The organism is Streptomyces ureilyticus, from assembly GCF_011045025.1.
Classification (GTDB): Bacteria; Actinomycetota; Actinomycetes; order Streptomycetales; family Streptomycetaceae; genus Streptomyces; species Streptomyces ureilyticus.
The window spans coordinates 81,035-101,076 of sequence record NZ_JAAKZX010000008.1 but is presented as its reverse complement, the minus strand read 5'-3'; the positions used below and the strand labels follow the sequence as shown (position 1 = coordinate 101,076).

17 protein-coding genes and 1 pseudogene are annotated in these 20,042 nt (G+C 66.2%); 8 read left to right on the top strand and 10 right to left on the bottom strand.

Annotated features, from left to right (window positions below; all coding sequences use genetic code 11):
- Positions 1–69 precede the first annotated feature (69 nt).
- From G6048_RS04420 to mutM, 8 genes are all read left to right on the top strand, one after another.
- Complete coding sequence (locus G6048_RS04420) at positions 70–3,282, top strand: helicase-related protein (RefSeq protein ID WP_165338088.1); 3,213 nt, start codon at positions 70–72, stop codon at positions 3,280–3,282.
- Positions 3,283–3,327: 45 nt separating this feature from the next.
- A complete protein-coding gene (gene rsmD / locus G6048_RS04415) occupies positions 3,328–3,915 on the top strand; it encodes a 16S rRNA (guanine(966)-N(2))-methyltransferase RsmD (protein WP_165338087.1) in 588 nt (195 codons plus the stop codon).
- 26 nt (positions 3,916–3,941) lie between these two features.
- Positions 3,942–4,421: a pantetheine-phosphate adenylyltransferase gene (gene coaD, locus G6048_RS04410; RefSeq protein WP_206341169.1), complete on the top strand. Its 480-nt coding sequence runs from the start codon at positions 3,942–3,944 to the stop codon at positions 4,419–4,421.
- 132 nt (positions 4,422–4,553) lie between these two features.
- Positions 4,554–5,639, top strand: a complete 1,086-nt coding sequence (locus G6048_RS04405) for an ATP synthase F0 subunit B (protein ID WP_165338085.1) — start codon at positions 4,554–4,556, stop codon at positions 5,637–5,639.
- Positions 5,640–5,810: 171 nt separating this feature from the next.
- Positions 5,811–6,455 carry a YceD family protein gene (locus tag G6048_RS04400; protein ID WP_165338084.1) on the top strand — a complete coding sequence of 215 codons (645 nt, stop codon included), beginning with the start codon at positions 5,811–5,813 and terminating at the stop codon, positions 6,453–6,455.
- A gap of 2 nt (positions 6,456–6,457) precedes the next feature.
- Positions 6,458–6,631, top strand: coding sequence for a 50S ribosomal protein L32 (gene rpmF / locus G6048_RS04395; RefSeq protein ID WP_033321093.1), 174 nt, complete (start codon positions 6,458–6,460; stop codon positions 6,629–6,631).
- 19 nt (positions 6,632–6,650) lie between these two features.
- Complete coding sequence (gene rnc, locus G6048_RS04390; RefSeq protein WP_165338083.1) at positions 6,651–7,469, top strand: ribonuclease III; 819 nt, start codon at positions 6,651–6,653, stop codon at positions 7,467–7,469.
- Between the two features lie 158 nt (positions 7,470–7,627).
- Positions 7,628–8,503 carry a bifunctional DNA-formamidopyrimidine glycosylase/DNA-(apurinic or apyrimidinic site) lyase gene (mutM, locus tag G6048_RS04385; protein ID WP_165338082.1) on the top strand — a complete coding sequence of 292 codons (876 nt, stop codon included), beginning with the start codon at positions 7,628–7,630 and terminating at the stop codon, positions 8,501–8,503.
- Between the two features lie 130 nt (positions 8,504–8,633).
- Here the strand turns inward: mutM and G6048_RS04380 are convergent, their stop codons facing one another.
- The 10 genes and pseudogenes from G6048_RS04380 to G6048_RS04335 all read right to left on the bottom strand — a co-directional run bounded on the left by G6048_RS04380 (position 8,634) and on the right by G6048_RS04335 (position 19,979).
- Positions 8,634–9,731 carry an integrase core domain-containing protein gene (locus G6048_RS04380; protein WP_165338081.1) on the bottom strand — a complete coding sequence of 366 codons (1,098 nt, stop codon included), beginning with the start codon at positions 9,729–9,731 and terminating at the stop codon, positions 8,634–8,636.
- 626 nt (positions 9,732–10,357) lie between these two features.
- Positions 10,358–11,173, bottom strand: coding sequence for a N5-glutamine methyltransferase family protein (locus G6048_RS04375; RefSeq protein WP_165338080.1), 816 nt, complete (start codon positions 11,171–11,173; stop codon positions 10,358–10,360).
- A gap of 117 nt (positions 11,174–11,290) precedes the next feature.
- On the bottom strand, positions 11,291–11,977 hold the full coding sequence (locus G6048_RS04370; RefSeq protein WP_165338079.1) for an HAD family hydrolase: 687 nt from the start codon (positions 11,975–11,977) through the stop codon (positions 11,291–11,293).
- Between the two features lie 38 nt (positions 11,978–12,015).
- The gene (locus G6048_RS04365; RefSeq protein WP_165338078.1) at positions 12,016–12,939 is read right to left on the bottom strand and encodes a radical SAM protein; all 924 of its coding nucleotides are present in this window, start codon (positions 12,937–12,939) and stop codon (positions 12,016–12,018) included.
- A gap of 26 nt (positions 12,940–12,965) precedes the next feature.
- Positions 12,966–13,928, bottom strand: a complete 963-nt coding sequence (locus G6048_RS04360; RefSeq protein WP_165338077.1) for a hypothetical protein — start codon at positions 13,926–13,928, stop codon at positions 12,966–12,968.
- An 11-nt stretch (positions 13,929–13,939) separates the two neighbouring features.
- Entirely contained in the window at positions 13,940–14,587 is a 648-nt protein-coding gene (locus tag G6048_RS04355; protein ID WP_165338076.1) for a TylF/MycF/NovP-related O-methyltransferase, read from the bottom strand.
- 150 nt (positions 14,588–14,737) lie between these two features.
- The gene (locus G6048_RS04350) at positions 14,738–15,841 is read right to left on the bottom strand and encodes a Gfo/Idh/MocA family protein (protein ID WP_165338075.1); all 1,104 of its coding nucleotides are present in this window, start codon (positions 15,839–15,841) and stop codon (positions 14,738–14,740) included.
- Between the two features lie 23 nt (positions 15,842–15,864).
- Positions 15,865–16,974, bottom strand: a complete 1,110-nt coding sequence (locus G6048_RS04345) for a DegT/DnrJ/EryC1/StrS family aminotransferase (protein ID WP_165338074.1) — start codon at positions 16,972–16,974, stop codon at positions 15,865–15,867.
- 320 nt (positions 16,975–17,294) lie between these two features.
- Positions 17,295–17,984: pseudogene (locus G6048_RS04340) on the bottom strand (IS6 family transposase); the annotation flags it as partial.
- Positions 17,985–18,797: 813 nt separating this feature from the next.
- Positions 18,798–19,979: an acetyl-CoA C-acyltransferase gene (locus G6048_RS04335; protein ID WP_165338073.1), complete on the bottom strand. Its 1,182-nt coding sequence runs from the start codon at positions 19,977–19,979 to the stop codon at positions 18,798–18,800.
- Between the last annotated feature and the right edge of the window lie 63 nt (positions 19,980–20,042).

Genomic DNA, 20,042 nt, shown 5'->3' with positions numbered 1-20,042 from the left:
GCCTGAACAGACCCGTCTGACCAGCGGAATTCCGGGACGTATACGGCGTTGTCAGTGGTGTGGTGTGCAATGGATCTCGTGCCCGCGCTAGATGAACCACTGAAGAAGGTGCTCGGCCCCGCCACCGCGAAGGTGATGGCCGAGTTCCTCGGCCTGCACACCGTCGGCGACCTGCTGCACCACTATCCGCGCAGGTACGAGGAGCGCGGGCAGCTCACCCACCTCGCCGACCTGCCCATGGACGAGCACGTCACGGTGGTCGCCCAGGTCGCCGACGCCCGCCTGGTCACCTTCGCCTCGCCCAAGGCCCCGCGCGGGAAAGGTCAGCGCCTGGAAGTGACCATCACGGACGGCAGCGGCCGTCTCCAGCTGGTCTTCTTCGGCAAGGGCGCCCACAAGCCGCACAAGGAGCTCCTGCCGGGCACGCGAGCGATGTTCGCGGGCAAGGTGTCCGTCTTCAACCGCCGACTACAACTCGCCCATCCCGCTTACGAGTTGCTGCGCGGAGACGGCGAAGAGGCCATCGACAAGTGGGCCGGATCGCTCATCCCGATCTACCCCGCCACCGCCAAGCTGGAGTCCTGGAAGATCGGCAAGTCCATCCAGACCGTGCTGCCGAGCGCCCAGGAGGCAGTTGATCCGCTGCCGGACTCGCTCAGGGACGACCGTGCTCTCCTCCCTCTCCCCGAAGCGCTCCTGAAGATCCACCAGCCGCGCACCCAAGCCGACTACACAGAAGCCCGCGACCGCCTCAAGTGGGACGAGGCCTTCGTGCTCCAAGTAGCCCTGGCCCGCCGTCGCCACGCGGACGCCCAACTCCCGGCCGTTCCGCGCAAACCCGCCCCCGACGGCCTGCTCACCGCCTTCGACGCCAAGCTCCCCTTCACTCTCACCGAGGGCCAGCAGAAGGTCTCCAAGGAGATCTTCGACGACCTCGCCACCGAGCATCCGATGCACCGGCTGCTCCAGGGAGAAGTGGGTTCAGGCAAGGCCCAGCCCTTTGACTCGCTCGTGCTCACACCCGCTGGCTTCCGGCGTATGGGGGACTTGAGACTGGGGGACGAAGTCGTTGTGCCGGACGGAGAGATCGCAATGATCGACGGCGTCTTCCCGCAGGGAGAGCGCGACGTCTGGCGCCTGGTTCTTTCCGACGGAAGCTCGGTGGAGTGCGACGACGAACATCTCTGGTTCGTCGGTACGAGCTGTGGTTGGCACCGAGGCCAGGCCCCCAAGGTCATGACGACTCGGGAGATCCGTCTCGATACATTCAAGGCGAACGGATCCTCGAAGTGGTACATCCCGGCGGTGACCCCGGTCGACCTCGGAGGTGACCTCAGACTGCCGCTCGATCCTTATTTGTTCGGCCTGCTCCTGGGAGACGGCTCATTCCGGCACAACCTGCGTGTGTCCACGATGGACAACGAGATCCGTGACGCTGTGGAGACAGCCGTGGCGCCTGAATGTCGACTGGTTCCCGTCAAGGGTTCCCGTTGTGACTACACGATTCAGCTGACGCGCCGTACCGGAGGCGTACGCAATCCCGTAATCCAATCCCTGCGTGACTTGAACCTGTGGGGCATGACGTCACACGGCAAGTTCGTTCCCGATGAGTTCAAGAACACGTCGATCAAGAACCGGCTCGCTCTGCTGCAAGGGCTCCTGGACACCGATGGCACCATCCAGGCGACTGGCATGAGCATCTCGCTCTGCTCGGCCTCGCGCAGGCTCGCAGAGGATGTCGCCTGGCTCGTACGTTCGCTGGGCGGCCGGGCGCGAGTTCTGCCGAAGAGAGCTGCTTTTGAAGTCTCGGTGGCCCTGCCTGAGGAGTACCCCCCGTTCAGACTGACCCGCAAGGCCGAACGTGTGCGGCCCCGGCCGAAATACAACACATTCCGGCGTGGAATTCGCGCGGTTGAGTACGTGGGGCGGAAGGCCGTCCAGTGCATCAGCGTCGCCCATCCGAGCCATGCCTACGTCACCGACAACTTCACGGTCACCCACAACACGATGGTCGCTCTGCGCGCCATGCTCGCCGTCGTCGACGCGGGCGGACAGGCCGCGATGCTCGCGCCCACCGAAGTGCTCGCGCAGCAGCACCACCGGTCGATCACGGAGATGATGGGGGAGCTGGCCGAGGGAGGGATGCTGGGCGGGGCCGAGCAGGCCACCAAGGTGGTGCTGCTGACCGGCTCCATGGGCGCCGCCGCCCGCAGGCAGGCGCTTCTCGATCTCGTCACGGGCGAGGCGGGGGTCGTGATCGGCACGCACGCGCTGATCGAGGACAAGGTGCAGTTCCACGACCTGGGCGTGGTCGTGGTCGACGAGCAGCACCGGTTCGGGGTCGAACAGCGGGACGCCCTGCGCGGCAAGGGCAAGCAGCCACCTCACCTGCTGGTCATGACCGCCACACCCATCCCGCGTACGGTCGCGATGACCGTCTTCGGTGACCTGGAGACCTCCGTCCTCGACCAGCTGCCCGCCGGACGTTCACCCATCGCCAGCCATGTCGTCCCCGCCGCCGACAAACCGCACTTCCTGGCGCGCGCCTGGGAGCGCGTGCGCGAGGAGGTCGAGGGCGGCCATCAGGCGTACGTGGTCTGTCCGCGCATCGGGGACGAGGAGGACGGCTCGGCCAAGAAGAAGTCCCCCGAGGACGAGGCCGAGAAGCGTCCGCCGCTCGCCGTCCTGGATGTCGCCGATCAACTCGTCAAGGGTCCGCTCCAGGGGCTCAAGGTCGAGGTGTTGCACGGCCGTATGCAGCCGGACGACAAGGACGCCGTGATGCGCCGCTTCGCCGCGGGCGAGACGGACGTCCTGGTCGCCACGACGGTGATCGAGGTGGGGGTGAACGTCCCGAACGCCACGGTGATGGTGATCATGGACGCGGACCGGTTCGGCGTATCGCAGCTGCACCAGCTGCGAGGCCGGGTCGGCCGGGGCTCGGCCGCGGGCCTGTGCCTCCTGGTCACCGAGATGCCGGAGGCCAGCGCGGCCCGGGCGCGCCTTGGCGCCGTGGCCGCCACGCTGGACGGCTTCGAGCTGTCCCGTATCGACCTGGAACAGCGCCGCGAGGGCGACGTCCTCGGCCAGGCCCAGTCCGGGGTGCGTTCCTCGCTGCGCATGCTCACCGTCATAGAGGACGAGGACATCATCGCCGAGGCCCGCGAGGAGGCGACCGCGGTCGTCGCCGCGGACCCCGAGCTCAAGCGCCTGCCCGCCCTGCGCACGGCTCTGCAGGCCTTGCTGGACGAGGAGAGGGAGCAGTACCTGGAGAAGGGCTGACAGACTGGAACTGTCACAACCGCTCGTTCCACGACAAGGACAGAGATGACCCGCGTGATCGCCGGCCGGGCCGGCGGACGCCGCCTGGCCGTCCCGCACGGAACCCGTACCCGGCCCACCTCCGACCGGGCACGCGAGGGCCTCTTCTCGACCTGGCAGTCCCTGCTCGGCGGCCCCCTGGAGGGCGAGCGCGTCCTCGATCTGTACGCCGGCTCGGGCGCCGTCGGACTGGAGGCACTGTCACGCGGCGCCGGGCACACCCTCCTTGTCGAGGTCGACGCCCGAGCGGTACGCACCCTCAGGGAGAACGTGAAAACGCTCGGGCTGCCCGGCGCCGAGGTGAGATCCGGCAAAGCGGCGCAGATCATCCGCGCGGGGGCGCCGACAGCCCCGTACGACCTGATATTTCTCGATCCGCCGTACGACGTCCCGGACGACGATCTTCGCGAGATACTGCTCACACTCCGTGCGGAGGGCTGGCTCGCGGGCGAAGCGCTCGTCACCGTTGAACGCAGTACTAGAGGCGGCGAATTCCGGTGGCCCGGCGGTTTTGAGGCCCTGCGCTCCCGTCGTTACGGCGAGGGGACGTTTTGGTACGGTCGCGCCGCCTCTACGTGCGAAGACGCACGATGACCGGACTGGAGAGCGAGGGACCTCAGTTGCGCCGCGCCGTCTGTCCCGGGTCATTCGACCCGATCACCAACGGACACCTCGACATCATCGCCCGAGCGTCCAAGCTGTACGACGTCGTGCACGTCGCGGTGATGATCAACCAGTCCAAGAAGGGCCTCTTCGAGATCGACGAGCGGATCGACCTGATCCGCCAGGTCACCGCGGAGTTCGGGAACGTCGAGGTGGAGTCCTTCCACGGCCTCCTCGTCGACTTCTGCAAGCAGCGTGACATCCCCGCGATCGTCAAGGGACTCCGCGCGGTCAGCGACTTTGACTACGAGCTGCAGATGGCCCAGATGAACAACGGCCTCTCCGGAGTCGAGACCCTCTTCGTCCCCACCAACCCCACCTACAGCTTCCTGTCCTCCTCGCTCGTCAAGGAGGTCGCGGCCTGGGGCGGAGACGTCTCCCACCTGGTGCCGCCGATGGTCCTCGAAGCCCTCAACGAACGCCTCAAGAAGGACTGAGACGGGACTCGGACGGGACCGCGACGGCCCCTGCGGGCTGACAGTGCGTCACCCGGTGTCGGATGGTGCGGGAGTGGCCGTACAGTCGATCCGTCCGTCTCCATCACAGCTGTAGAGAGTGGCGAGCACACGGTGGACGTGCAGAAGAAGCTCGATGAGATCGTCGCGGCGGTCGGCAGCGCCCGTTCGATGCCCATGTCGGCCTCGTGCGTGGTCAACCGCGCCGAGCTGCTCTCCCTGCTCGAAGAGGTGCGTCAGGCGCTGCCCGGCTCCCTCGCCCAGGCCCAGGAACTCATCGGCGGGCGCGAGCAGTTGGTCGAGCAGGCCCGCGAGGAGGCCCAGCGGATCATCGAGTCCGCGCACGCCGAGCGCGGCTCGCTGGTCTCCGGTACCGAGATCGCCCGCCGCTCCCAGAGCGAGGCGGACCGCATCCTCGCCGAGGCCCGCCAGGAGGCCGAGGAGATCCGCGCGGAGGCCGACGACTACGTCGACTCCAAGCTCGCCAACTTCGAGGTCGTCCTCACCAAGACCCTCGGCTCCGTCGGCCGCGGCCGCGAGAAGCTGCTCGGCACCGGACCCGGCCTCGACGAGCACGGTTACGAGGACGAGGACGCGCCCGAGCGCAGCCACGACCCCCAGACCCTGCGCCGCAACGCCGATGAATACGTCGACGTCAAGCTCGGTGCCTTCGAGGCTGTCCTCGCCAAGACCCTGGAGGCCGTCGGCCGCGGCCGCCAGAAGCTTCACGGCCGTATCGCCACCGACGACCTGGGTGCGCTCACGGACGACGGGTCGCCCGTGCAGCACACCAGCGACGCCGAGTACCTGGACGGCCTCGCGGCCCCCGTGGACGCCCCCGCCCGGCCCGCCGAACCGGCACCTGCCGTTCCCGCCCAGCAGCCGTACGGCGGGCAGGACCAGCAGCAGTACGCGTATCAGCAACAGTCCGACGCGTACGGCTATCAGCAGCCGTACGGCCAGCAGGACCAGCAGTACGCGTACCAACAGCAGGCCGATCCATACGCCGCGTATCCGCAGCAGGCCTACGATCCGAACGTCCAGCAGACCGGCTACGACCCCCACCAGGGGCAGCAGGCCTACGGGCAGCAGCAGCCCGAGCCGCAGGCGCACGCCCTCGACGAGACCAGCCTCTTCGACACGAGCATGATCAGCGCCGAGCAGCTGCGTCAGTACGAGCAGGAGCGCGGCGGACGCTGACGAAGGGCGCCCACACCGGCGTACGCCGGTGTCCTTGACCGCCGGTGTGCACCGGATTGGGCCGAGAGCGGAAGGTCCAGTATCCTGGCTCTTCGGTCGCGCGTTCGTCCGCGATCTACGCTGCCCGGGAGCATCTGGGGCGGCGACTGAGTTTCAAGATCGAAAGCAGGAATGGCCCTGAACGCCCGCCTCGACCACCGCAACCCTCTCGTGTTCGACACACACGAGCTGGGGCGACGTCCTGGTGCGCTGCAGCGGCTGACCCGCGCGGTCGACGCTCCCAAGGACCTCGGTATCCAGGGAGTGATCGGAGTGCCGGAAGGCGCCCCGGTGGAGCTCGAACTCCGGCTCGAGTCGGTCATGGAGGGTGTCCTGGTCACAGGGACCGCCCGGGCCGTCGCCGAGGGGGAGTGCGTAAGGTGTCTGGAGCCGCTTCAGCTGGAGCTCGAAGCGGACTTCCAGGAGATGTTCTCGTACCCCGACGCCGATGACCGGGGCCGCCCGAAGGCGGAACCGGCCGACGACGCCGAGGAAGATGAGGACAGGCTTTTCATCGAGGACGGCTTGTTCGACCTCGAGCCTGTGCTGCGTGATGCGGTGGTGCTCGCACTGCCGATGCAGCCGGTGTGCCAGGACGACTGCGAGGGACTGTGCTCCGAGTGCGGAGTACGTCTCTCGGACGAACCGGGCCACCACCATGACGCCGTCGACATCCGTTGGGCGGCACTGCAGGGACTCGCCGGTTCACTCGAAGATGGCGAGAAGGACGAGATCAGCGGCGCCGAATCGGGCGTCGACGAGAAGCAGGAGAAGTAGCCGTGGCTGTTCCGAAGCGGAAGATGTCGCGCAGCAACACGCGCCACCGCCGGTCGCAGTGGAAGGCTGCGGTCCCCAACCTGGTTGCGTGCGAGCGCTGCCACGAGCCCAAGCTGCAGCACATCGCGTGCCCCGCTTGCGGCACCTATAACAAGCGCCAGGTCCTCGAGGTCTGAGCGGCTGGTGAGAGGCTTCATGTCTGACGCCAAGGCGGACGTAAACGCCAAGAAAAGGGCGGACAACACCACAGCCTCGTCCCACACGCTTCTGGAAGGGCGGCTCGGCTACAAGCTCGAGTCCGCCCTTCTGGTGCGTGCGCTGACCCACCGTTCGTACGCGTACGAGAACGGCGGTCTGCCCACCAACGAGCGCCTGGAGTTCCTCGGGGACTCCGTGCTCGGCCTGGTGGTCACGGACACGCTGTACCGCACCCACCCCGACCTGCCCGAAGGGCAGCTGGCCAAGCTGCGGGCCGCGGTGGTCAACTCGCGTGCACTGGCGGAGGTGGGCCGCGGGCTCGAACTGGGCTCCTTCATCCGGCTCGGCCGCGGTGAAGAGGGCACGGGCGGCCGGGACAAGGCGTCCATCCTCGCCGACACCCTTGAAGCGGTGATCGGCGCGGTGTACCTCGACCAAGGGCTGGACTCGGCGGCGGAGCTGGTGCACCGCCTGTTCGACCCGCTGATCGAGAAGTCCTCGAATCTCGGTGCCGGCCTGGACTGGAAAACCAGCCTCCAGGAGCTCACCGCGACCGAGGGGCTCGGCGTGCCCGAGTACCTGGTCACGGAGACCGGCCCGGACCACGAGAAGACCTTCACTGCTGCCGCCCGCGTCGGAGGCGTCTCGTACGGCACCGGCACCGGCCGCAGCAAGAAGGAAGCGGAGCAGCAGGCCGCGGAGTCCGCGTGGCGGGAGATCCGCTCCGCCGCGGACGAACGCGCGAAGGCAGCCGCGGAAGCCGACGGGGACGTCGGCGTCCCCTCGACCGCGAGGTCGGACGCGGCTCCCGCCTGACACACGGCCACAGCCGTCACCGATCGCCCGTCCCCGGCCGAGGGGGCGGGCGACGGTGTTCACAGCCCTGGCCGGGCCCGCGCGACAGCCACGACGACGGGCCCGCAGTTCTCAAGGCGCCCTTCCAGCGGAGCGCCCACGCATCCGGAGGAGTAACCGTGCCCGAGCTTCCTGAGGTCGAGGTCGTACGGCGCGGTCTGGAGCGCTGGGTCAGCGGACGGATCGTCGCCGACGTACAGGTGCTGCATCCGCGCGCGGTGCGCCGGCACGTCGCGGGCGGGGAGGACTTCGGGGCCCGGCTGAAGGGGCACCGCATCGGGCTGCCTCAGCGGCGCGGCAAGTACCTCTGGTTGCCTCTCGCCGACCAGCCGAGCGCCGTTCTCGCGCACCTCGGCATGAGCGGCCAGCTGCTCGTGCAACCGGAGAGTGCGCCCGACGAGAAGCACCTGCGCATCCGCGTCCGCTTCGACGACACCCTCACCACCGAACTCCGCTTCGTCGACCAGCGCACCTTCGGCGGGCTCTCCTTGCACACGACCACTCCAGAAGGGCTGCCGGACGTCATCGCGCACATCGCCCGCGACCCACTGGACCCGCAGTTCGACGACGCCGCCTTCCACGAGGCGCTGCGGCGACGGCGTACGACCATCAAGCGGGCCCTGCTCGACCAGTCGCTGATCAGCGGCGTCGGCAACATCTACGCGGACGAGGCGCTGTGGCGCTCGCGACTGCACTACGAGCGTCCGGCCACCGGTTTCACCCGCCCGCGCACCGCCGAACTCCTCGGCCAAGTACGGGACGTGCTGTACGAGGCTCTCACCGCCGGCGGCACCAGCTTCGACAGCCTGTACGTCAACGTGAACGGCGAGTCCGGTTATTTCAGTAGAGAGTTGAACGTGTATGGGCGCTCTGACCAGGCGTGTAACCGGTGTGGAACGAGGATCAGAAGAGCCCCGTTCATGAACCGCTCCTCCTACTTCTGCCCGAAGTGTCAGCCCATTCCGAAGAGCAGCGGAGGGCGTTTTCCCAGGTGAGAAGCGGTTCTACTTCGTTGGCGGCGTAGGGTCGACGTCGTCAAAGTTCAACTCCAATGAGGGAAGAGTCTGACTTCGCATTGACGTTCATGTTCGGCGCTGTCCTTGCCGAGAATCTCGTCCGTGCAGGTCAGGCCGCATGCTGGTACTCGTGGAGGGTGCCGCCGAGGCGGTCGCGTCGTCGTATGTCGAGGTGGGCGATGGCGTCCGGGTCGGTGATCGGCGGTGGCAGGGGGTGCAGCGGGCGGGCGTCTGCGATGCCTTGGTGGGGCCGGTGGGAGTTGTAGTGCTGTTCGAACTCGCGCAGGGCGTGGAGCAGGTGGCGCTGGTTCCAGACCAGGGTGCGGTCCAGCAGTTCGCGTCGGCAGGTCTGCACCCACCGTTCCATGAGCGCGTTCATCCGCGGCATCCGGATCCCGCTGAGTACGACCTCGATCCCCGCATCCTCAAGGACGGTGTCGAACAGGGCGGGGTACTTCCCGTCGCGGTCCCGGAGGAGGAACCGTGCCCGGCAGCCGGCATCCTCGAGATCCATGACGAGGTTCCTGGCGGCCTGTGTCACCCAGGAGGCGGTCGGGTGCGCCCTCGCGCCCAGGACGCGGATGCGCCGGCCGGCGTGCCCGATCACCGCGAACACGTACAGCCGCGCCCCGGACAGGGTGACCGCTTCGAAGAAGTCACATGCCGGCAGGGCATCAGCCTGGGAGCGCAGAAAGTCCGTCCAGGTGCTGGAACCCCGCTCGGGTGCCGGGTCGATTCCCGCCTCCTTCAGGATCACCCACACCGTGGAGGCGGCCACCTGCACGCCCAGGACCAGCAGTTCGCCGTGGATGCGCCGGTAGCCCCCGCCGGGATTCTCCCGCGCCAGACGCAGCACGAGCACGCGGATCGAGCGCACGGTACGCGGCCGACCCGCACGCCCCGGCCGGGAACGGGCCGCGTGGCGGCGCGAGATGAGGTCGCGGTGCCAGCGCAGCACGGTGTCGGGGCGCACCAGCAGCCGTGCCCGACGCAGCACACCGCGCGGGAGCCGGCGCAGCAGCGCGGCCAGGAACACCCGGTCACTCGGGGCGAACCGCACCCGATCCCGGCCGAGCCGGCGTTCCAGCACCGTGATCTGATGACGCAGCGCGAGGATCTCCGCGTCCTTGTCCTGGTTGCTCACCGGTAGCAGCCGCAGCAGGGCGAACACGTTCGCCACACCCAGACAGGCAAGTCGCAGCAGCACGGTCGATCATGCTGCCGGGGCACTCACCAGGTGCCCAGAGCACCCGCCCGAGCGCCCGCGCTCGACACCACCCGTACACCAGCCCCCACCAGGACGGATGAGTTTTTCGGCAGGCGCAGCGTCAACCGTGTGATCAAGCTGACCGCACGCAACGTGTTCGGGTTCAGGAACGCGACCAATCAACGCCTCCGGACACGCTGCGTCACCACCCGCCGAGCCCGCGGGCACCTCCGCACCGCTCAACTATGAAGACCCCAACCCCCACTCCCCCCGCAGGAGGACGGATCCCGGTGATGACCACGCCGGGTCGTACCGGCGCACGCGAAGGGTCCAGCCGTCTGGCTGGGCCTTCCCGTGGAGCCGTTCGTGACCTCGGCTACCGGGCCGTCGTTACTCTCGCGGACCGGGAGAAGGTGTGGCACCTGACCGCTGCGGGCAACGTGCAGTGGCCAAGGGCGGCGACGGCGCAAGACCCTCGAAAGCCAGGTCACCGCGGCGGCCAATGGCTACTGCCGAAGCCGAGGCCCGTGGCCGACGTGTCCGTGTACGCCCGCCCTGTCGTGATCCTGGTAATGGTTCGGTGTCTGGTCTGTCCCACGAGTGACTGTCGTCATACCAGTCCCGAGTCATTCAGGCGTTTGGCCGAGCGTGAATCGGGCGGGTCCACTGCTCGGGCCAATTGGCCGAGGGTCCCGAAGAAGGGCGCTGATGGCTTCGGCCTGCGACGGCGCGTGCTTCAACGCGACCATGACTCCCGGAGAAACCTTTACCAGGAAGTCGCGGATGACTTCCAGGCCATCGCAACCGCCTAGCTGCGAAACAGAAGGCTGGTGGTCGTCTTCGGGGACACTCGGGACCGCTGAGGTGTGTGAATCCTGGTAGGGCAGGTTGGCGACGACGAGGTCATACGTACCGTCGGGGAGGCCCGATGCGACAGCGAACCGCACATCGAGGTGGAGGCGCACCGCGTTCTCTCGGGCCAGGCCGATTGCGTCGGGTGCGATGTCCGAGCCGGTGACGACCAGGTCGGGGCGCTCAGCCTTGGTCGCCAATGCGATGGCGCCGCATCCGGTTCCTACGTCGTGGACCCGTGCTCCCTCGGGCAGGGTGAGCGCGGCCTCTACCAGAGTCCCACTTTCCGTCCTCGGTACCCGCGCCCTGTGATCGATGCGGAGATGGAGGTCCCGGAACTGGCAGCGCCGAACGATGTACTCCACGGGTTCCCGCGCCGCGCGACGATCGAACCATCCGGAAAGCAGGTCCAAGACCGGGGGAGTGAGGTCGTTGCGGCCGTGCTCCTGTCGCTCGCCACGATCGAGTCGCAAGGCCGCTGCGATGAGCTGTTCGGCATCGGATCGAGGGTCGGGGCATCCTGCCGCCGCCAGCTTGTCGATCGCCCGACTTAGTTCCGCGTCGACAGCTGCATGGGAGGTTCCACTCATGTTCAAGCTCCCGTCATTCGAGTTTGAGGCGGGGCGCGGGCAGGGCGTTTTGCCGCTTCTTCGACTTACGTACGTGCCACGGGAGTTCGTCGTGCCCTGTTCGCACCACTGTGTCGATCAGCGGATCCGCCTCCCGATGAGTGCGTTGACGACGTTCCGCGTGGCCGTCAGGTCGGGCACCACGACCTGTGCGCCGGCCGATCGGAGTTCGTCTTCCGTGAACTTCCCGGTCGCTACGGCTACGACGCGAACCTTGTGGGTGAGTCCGGCCCTTACGTCGTGAGGCGTGTCGCCGACGAGAACAGCTGATGCGGAGGGGCAGGCGGCCCGACGAAGGGCGAGTGCTACGAGTTCGGAGCGGTCGTCGTGCTCGTCTCCATATGCCCCGGAAGTGAGATCCAGGTGCCGGTCCAACCCGAACGCCGCTAGTTTGATTTCGGCGCTTCCGCGGATGTTGCCGGTGACCACGGTTTGTCCGACGTCCGGCAGCTGATTCACGGCCCCCAGGACGGCACCGGCGCCAGGGAGTACTCGGCCGCGTTCGCGGAGCGTGCCGCGGTGGCACCGATGGCACTCGGTCAGGGCCTGGGCGAAGGCTTCGAAGTCCTTGTGCGTGGTGGCCAGTCCGTTGAGTTTCGCCGTCTCGCGAAAGATGACGCGTTCGGTGAGACCGTCCACGCGAACTCGCCGCCTCATTTCCAAACCGGTGGTTTTTCGGAATGCGTAAGCAGACAGTTCTTGCCCGACGCCGCGGGTATCGAGAACCGTGTGGTCGATGTCCCATAGGACAAGCCGTGTCGTCACTGCGGCCTCTTCCGCTGAGGTCGAACCCGTCGTACGACTCAGGACTTGGTCCACGAGTCGGGGATCGGTCCGTTCTCCACCTTTATTTTTCCGTGCCTCTCCTCGTTGATGTCGTCCTCGAGTTCAGCCAATAGTTGCCGGTCGAGGAGTGCTTCGGTGGGTTCTTTCGCGAGCTCTGCCCACCGCCGGCGTGACACCTGCTCATGGGCAAACCGGCGACCGACACTGCCGAGGCACCATCGGCACGCTGCGGGGCCCATCGCGGAGTCGATGTGACGGCGCAGATCGTCGGCGAAGTCGTCGTCACGGATCTTCAGGCCGTCCCCCGAGTCTTCGGGGTTCGCGTGCCGCAATCTGTGGATGAAGTAGCTCTGGGGGCAGCGGTAGAAATACCCCTCATGCACGGTGTGGCAGCGCCATACGTGAGCGATTTGGCACGTACGGAAGATGCGGTCGATGAGGTTTCCGTCGTCGGTACCCGATTCGGAATACGACTCACGGAATTCTGGACTGAGTCTCACACGCAAGTCGGTGCCATGGTCTCGTGCGCGACGGCGGTAACTGTCCAGTTCGTCGTTGGAGATCGCTTTGCCCGGGTACACTGAGATCTCGATCTCGTCGACCGCGGACCACACCTCGCTTGCGGAAGAGTCAAGAAGTGATCCGTTGGTGCACAAAACTATCCTTTGTGCGACGGATGATTCACGGGCGGCGTGGATGATCTCCGGCAACCGCGGATGGAGCAACGGTTCCCCACCGAGAATCTTGACGAATTCGCAGTGGTAGTGCCGGGCCAGTCGGGACAGATCGAGGAAGACCCGTTGGGGGTCGGCGAACCACGGAGGCATGATCGGCGACAGGTGACTGCAGGACCGGCAGCGGAAGTTGCAGTGCAGGACGGCGTTGACCTCACAGCCCCTGGGGTTGTATATCCTGTGGTCGGCGCTTCCGTTCTTATCCATAGATTCCTCCGATGTGAATCGCATGATTATGCCGACTCTAAATCTCCGTCCTCGCGGCGCGTTGTGAAGTACCGGGCCACCTGCTCGTGCAGCTCCGCCTTGGGTGTGGCCCATTTCCAGCAGCCGTCCTCGGAGAGGGCGATGTCGGCACTCGGGTCAAAGTCGTGTTCCACCAGTATGGAATAACGCTTTCCGTAACCGCGGTCGGCGGTTTCCCCGTGCCAAAGGTGCATCAGTTCTCCTTCGATGTAACCGATGCGCCCGTCTATTTCCGCCGACCATTTGTGAGCCCATGCCAGAAAATGGTCGAGCTGTGCCCGACTACGCGGATGACACCGTGCCGCGACCTCGACCTCGCCGATCGCTGCTGTGGCGGTCTCGCGTGTGCAGCCACCCATGATCGACGCGTCGTAGAAGCCGTGCCGGCGGAGCAGGTCCGAGCGTCCGACCCATGCGTAGCCGCAGTGAATCGGGACGTTGTCGTCACCGATACGCCATGTGCGGATCTCATCCGGCGACAATTCCTGTTTGGCGTAGCGAGCGGCGAAAGAAGGTCGGGTCGTGGTGGGGGGTTTCGCCGTCGGCGGGTCGTCGTTTCCGGTGGCCTGTACTTCGTAGGCTCGTGAGAAGGGCTGGACGAGGGATGATTCGTCGAGTTTCGCGAGGGACTGTTCGGCCCAATCGGGATTACGCAGGAGCACGTCGCAGTCCAACCAGGCAACGGCCTCACACGCTGCCGGCACGGCCTCCAGGGCAACATTGAGCAGACGTTCCTTTTGCCACATGACATCCCCGCCGTCGAGGCGGATCAGGGTGTCGGCGTCGGCGCTGCCGAGATCAAAACGCCCCGATGCGGAATGTTCCACGGTGACCAGTGGCACTTGCAAGTGATCTCGGAAGCGGTGGTAGTTCTCCCGTCGCGATCGATAGCCGACCGGGTTGTAGTAACTCGTTATCGCCCATATCGGCGCACCTGCAGTCGATGGCATCGGTCCACTCCCTACAATGTCGACTGTGTCGACGTGTCTTGTTGGGGTTGCGATGTTTCGCCAAGAAAGATGAAAGCTTGGTGCTCGTTGTTGCTGAGGAATGACTGGAATCGAAACCCGGGATTCTCCAGGCAGAATTCGGCGAAAGCCTTTTGCTCACCGCGCTGGGGGTCTCCGTTATAAAGAAACCAGTCGTCGAACACTATGACCGTACCCGGGCGGAGGAAGCTCTTTACGAATTTGAGGACCGGGACCGTGGACACGTACAGGTCGCAGTCGATGTATATGACGGCCGCGTGCAGCGGTCCGAGTTCGGCGGCGAGTTCCGGCGTCAAGGTCTTGTCGTAGAACCCTTTTACGACTCTGTACTTTTCGTCCGGTATTCCGTGACGCTTGCACAATCTCCTGAAGTCGGCCTCGCTTGTGCTCATCTGGCCGCGATACCACAGGTCGCCGTGAACGTCTATGCCCGTGACGTCGGGTAACCCCTCGAAGGAGTCGAAGGCGACGTAGGTGAAGTCGTGGAGTGGGCTGAACGCGTCGTAGGCGAGTCGAAAGGTCCTTGCGTTGTGACACCCGAACTCGAAGTAGTATCCGGTGGTGACAGCGTTGAGTTCGCAGTGTCGCGATGCCGCCAGAAAGGTGTTCCGGCGGAGCATCCAGATCGACTGTGCGTATGTGTTGCGCACCCAGCGTTGCCGAACCCAGGCCGACGTGAAGGGGAGGCGCAGGGGCTGTCGCTCACCCCAAACCCTCAGTTTCCGCATGTAGCGACGTTCGGCGCGCGCACCAACTTGCATGTCCTCCCCCTACTTGGCGTCGACGGTGGTCCAGGTCCCGGGCTCCGCCCGGCGGTAGGCTTCGAAAAGCTCCAGAATCCGGAACGCCTGCGTAAGTGAACCGCGGTCCGGGGCGGTGCCGCTCATGATGCAGTCGCAGAAGTACACGATTTCATCGACGTAGCCCAGATAGAACAGGTTTTTGTTGTAGAGCTGGCCGTACGTGTATTCCGGTTCCCAGCGCAGCGGTGCGCTTTCCGTCGGCGTGAGGAAGGAGCCCACGCGGCCGGACTCCCGGGCGGGCGTCGGCCGATAATATGTCAGCGTGGTCCCGTTCTCGATGACGACGTTGGCGTTGTTCCCGATCACCTCTGTTCTGTCCACCGGACTGCCGGGCGATGCTCCCGCCGCGAGGTGCAGTGCCCCCACCGCACCCGACTGGAACCGTATGGCGGTGACACTCGCGCCGGTTTTTGCTTCCCACTCGTGGCTGATCCGGTCGATGGACCCCATCAGATGGAACAGTACGGCCGCCGGGTGAAATATGCAGTCGAGAAACCAGTTCATCTCCACGAGACTGGCGCGCCGCTCGAACGACGGCATGGAAAGGGGGTAGCGGATGAATATTGATGACGGCTCACCGAACTCGGGTGAGGAGACGATCGCCTTCACCTTGCGCATGACCGGTGAGAATACTGTCTTCGTTCCGGTCACAACGATGCGATCGGCCAGCCGCGCCGCTTCGGCGAGTTTCGCCACCTCCGCAGTGGAACTCGCGGTCGGCTTTTCCATCCATACATGGGCGCCGGCCGCCAAGCAGTCGAGCGCCAAATCCAACGCTTGGACGCGACCGTCCGCGTCGTACGAGGTCACGATGAAGACAGCGGTCGGCTTCTCGCGTTCCAGCATGACCCGGTGGTCACTGTAATGCCGGGCCGCACCAAAGATTCCGGCGTACGCGGCCGCCCTTCCGGCATCGAGATCACAGACGGCCCGGAGTTCGACCGGCGCGTACTGAAAGGCGGGGTAGATGTTCCTGTAAGAATGCCCGCCAGCACCTATGAACGCGCAGCGAAGGCGCTCTTCGTATTCGAACTGGTACGTGATGCGCCTGGTGTTTTCGGTCGTGCCCATAATTCCTCCGCTTGACCCGTCAGCTAGACGTCGAGCGCTTTACGGGCGGTTGTCACGACACGGTCGACCTCTTGGTCGGTGAGGAAAGGATGTATCGGCAGTGAGATCACTTCTTTTGTGAGCCGTTTCGCCCGTCCACGGTCGATCAGCCTGTTCGGGTATCGTTCCATGAAAGGCAGCTCGTGCAGCACGTACGGATAATGCACGTGCGTTTCGATACCGGCTGCCCGAAGAGCAGCCGCCAGGGCGTCTCGCCGAGAAGTGCGAAGCACGTATTTGTGATAGACGTTTTCGCGCAACTCGCCGTGTTCCGGCACGCGGCACGGACCGTCGTCGAAGCCTGCGGAATACGTCGATGCGATGGTACGTCGCCGCTTCAGCCACCGCTCTTCGTGCTTGAGCTTCACCTGGATGACCGCGGCTGTGAGTGAGGACATCTGGGAGTTGTGTCCGAGGCGTACGAAGTCGCCTCCAGAGAATCCCCACCGTCTGAGCTGCTCGACACGCTCAGCTATGTCGGGATCATCGGTGAGCACAACCCCGCCGGTACCCGGAGCCGGGATTACCTTCATCGGATCGAAGCTATGACAGCTGGCCACCCCCACCGAGCCGCTGCGCCTTCCGGAAACAGCCGCACCGAGCGACTGTGCAGCGTCTTCGATAAGAAGAAGACCATTTTCTCGGGCGAATCTCTCCAAGAGATAAGGATCCGTCATGCGCCCATAGAGCTGTACGGCTACAAGCGCTTTCGTGCGAGGCCCCAGGGCTTCGGCAGCCAAGTCGAGATCGACGGTGCAATCGTCGTCTACGTCGACGAACACCGGTGTTGCGCCGGCCCGAAGGATCGCATCGACAGTCGCGACGAACGACAAGTCACCGAGAAGGACCTCGTCGCCTTCGCCGACGCCTGCGGCGACAAGCGCGAAGTAGAGTGCGTCGGTACCGGAGTTCACCACTCTTCCGTATTTTCGACCGCCGAGCACCGCAAGTGCGTTCTCCAGTTGATATACGGGCTCTCCGTTCAGTATCTGCCCGCCTCGCAATACCGACTCAATGGTCGCCAGTAGCTCCTGTCCAATTTCTTCGAATTCACGGTCCGCGCTGACGAACGGTACATGGAAGAGTTCGGACACTGAGATTCACTCTCTGCCGACGGTGTGGCACAGGGTGGTTCGAGGTCTAGGAAATTTGTAGCACCCTCGTTCTTGGCCGCGGTAGGGGACGATCGCGCCATATTCGTGGCAGTCCAGGCCAGTAGCCCGGCCTAACCTCGGGCTTTCGCGAAGTGTGGTGTCCGACGGGTGATCACGTAAGCAGAAAATTCCTCTGACCAGGGAGAATGTGGATTATCGAGATCCACTGCCACCGTCGGAGGCACTTCCCAGGTGAAGAAGCGCATCGGATCCTATCCGCGTGTCCGCGCCGAGGGCGGCGATCGAGGAGGGGTCTCTCTCGTGATCTGCTCCCAGATGGCGAAGCGGATGCTCATCTCGGCGCGGTAGTTGTGTGCGGGCATCAGGTGTCGGCGGGGCTGGAAGTGGGGCGAGGTACCGCTGAACGCGGACAGGAACCGCTGCGCTCCGCCTGCGGAGCGGAAGCCCTTCATCGCCCGTTCACGCTGCCTCGTTGGCTGATGGCTGTTCTCTGCCCGGTTGTTCAGGCCTTTGTGGGAGCGGTGCTCGACGGAGGGCATGACCTCGCGGTGGGCGGCGCCGTAGGAGCGGAGCTTGTCGGTGACGATCAGCTGCGGCACCGTTCGGGTCTTCTTCATCAGGCGGCGGAAGAAGCGCCTGGCCGCAGCCTTGTCCCGGCGGTCCTGCGCCAGGATGTCCAGGACGTTGCCGTCCTGGTCGACGGCCCGCCACAGGTACTGCAACCGCCCGTTGGTCTTGATGAAGGCCTCGTCCAGGTGCTACTTGTCCCCAGGCCGAGGCCGCCGGCGGCGCAGCGCGCTCGCGTACCGCTGCCCGAACTTGCCGCACCAGCGGCGCACCGTCTCGTAGGAGACGGTCACGCCCCGCTCGAGCATCAGCTCCTCGACCTCGCGGAACGACAGCGGGAAGCGGTGATACAGCCACACACAGTGGGAGATGACCTCGACCGGGTACCGGTGCCCCTTGTACGACAGCGACGCGCTCCCCACGGACGACCCTTCCCAGGCTGATCAACCAGAAGATCATCCCACCGGCCAGCCAACGTGACAGTGCCGCTTTCACGGCCTCGCGCCGGGCGCTGACGAAGTCGAGCTCGGGGAAGTACTCGCCGCGAGGCGTCGATGAGGGGGACAGTGCGCGGCAGGCCGCGAGGGTGCGGGACTCGCTCGTCTGGTACTGCGGATGCGCGGGCGAGAGCCGGCCCGGGTCACGGTCGACCCGACACGGTGCGCCTCACTACGCAGTGCTTCGAAGCGGGCACGTGGCCCAGCCGTGGAGCCCACTTTCACGTACGACACCGCGCCGGGGATCGCGACGACATAGATGAAGCCGGTACCCGTCTGAGGCCAAGCGGGCGCGGAAGGCCGCGGCGAAAGCCGCTGCGCGCGCCCGTGCCGCTCGCATCGTCGCTGGCGAGATCTCCGATCATCGAGGGCAGCCGAGCACGGCTAGCCAGGAGCCTCGCCCGCCCAAGCCGCGGCACAAGGTGGTCCAGACCCCGCCCGAGCGGACTGCCACGGCGCTCATCCCCCCGACGAACACCGAACTTCGGCCGCGGAATCGGGAGCACTACGCAGAGAACGCACAGCCGGTCTGGGCGAGAGAGGAGCGCCATGCCCAAGATGACTAGCCGTCAGGCCCGGCCGTGGCACCCAGGGATGACCACAGCCTCAAAAGAGGACATCCAGCACATGCGGCCGAAGCAGCGGAACAAGTACCGTCGCCTCAGCTTTACCTGGGCAGAGATCGAGAAGATCGATCGCGCCATCGGCCGCGGGGAGACCACCCAGGCGGATCCCGGTTCAGGCCACCCCGTGCACCAGGAGCGCGCTCCCCTGCCCGCCGCCTCCGCACATGGCGGCGGCGGCGGTGCCTCCGCCGCGGCGGCGCAGGGCGTACGCGAGGTGGACGAGCAGGCGGGCCCCGGAGGCACCGAGGGGGTGGCCGAGCGCCAGGGCGCCGCCGTCGGCGTTGAGGATCTCCGCGGAGAGGCCGAGCTTGCCGGCCGAGACGAGTCCGACCGAGGCGAACGCCTCGTTGATCTCCACCAGGTCGAGGTCTCCGAGGCCGAGGCCGGCGCGGGCGAGCGCGGCGTTGATCGCGTTGGCCGGCTGCTCGTGCAGGCTGGGGTCGGGGCCGGCGACCGTCCCGTGCGCCCCGATCTCGGCCAGCGCGGTGAGGCCGAGCTCCGCCGCCTTGCGCGGGCTGCACACCACCACCGCCGCGGCGCCGTCGTTGAGCGGTGAGGAGGTGCCGGGGGTGATGGTCCCGGCCGCCCCGAAGTTGGGGCGCAACTTGCCGAGGATCTCCACGCTGGTGTCGGGGCGCACCGTCTCGTCGTGCTCGACCAGCACCTCGCCGCCCTTGCGCTGGGGCACCGGCACCGGCACGATCTCCTCGGCGAGCGCGCCGCTCGCGATCGCCGCGGCGGCCTTGTGGTGCGAGGCGGCGGCGAAGGCGTCCTGCTCCTCGCGGGTGACGCCGTAGCGGCCGTTGTAGCGCTCCGTCGCCTCGCCCATGACCATGTCGTCGAAGGCGCAGTACAGTCCGTCGAGCTCCATGGCGTCGGCGAGCGCCGTCTCACCGTACTTGAAGCCGGCCCGCGCTCCGGCGAGCAGATGCGGCGCCCGGGTCATCGACTCCTGCCCGCCGGCCACGATCAGGTCGAACTCCCCCGCCCTGATCAGCTGGTCGGCCAGGGCCACGGCGTCGAGGCCGGACAGGCAGACCTTGTTGACGGTCATCGCGGGAGCCCTCATGGGGATGCCCGCGGCGACCGCGGCCTGCCGGGCCGGGTTCTGGCCAGCGCCGGCGCCGATCGCCTGCCCCATGATCGTGTACTCCACCTGCTCCGGCCGAACCCCGGCCCGCGCGAGCGCCTCGTGGATCGCCAGGCTGCCCAACCGCGGTGCTGAAAAGTCCTTGAGCGAGCCCATGAGCTTGCCCATCGGGGTCCGCGCGCCACCCAGGATCAACGATTTCATGCTGTTCTTCCTCTCCACAGCTGTCCCGGCGCCACGACTGTAGGGCCGTGCGGACGGGGCAGG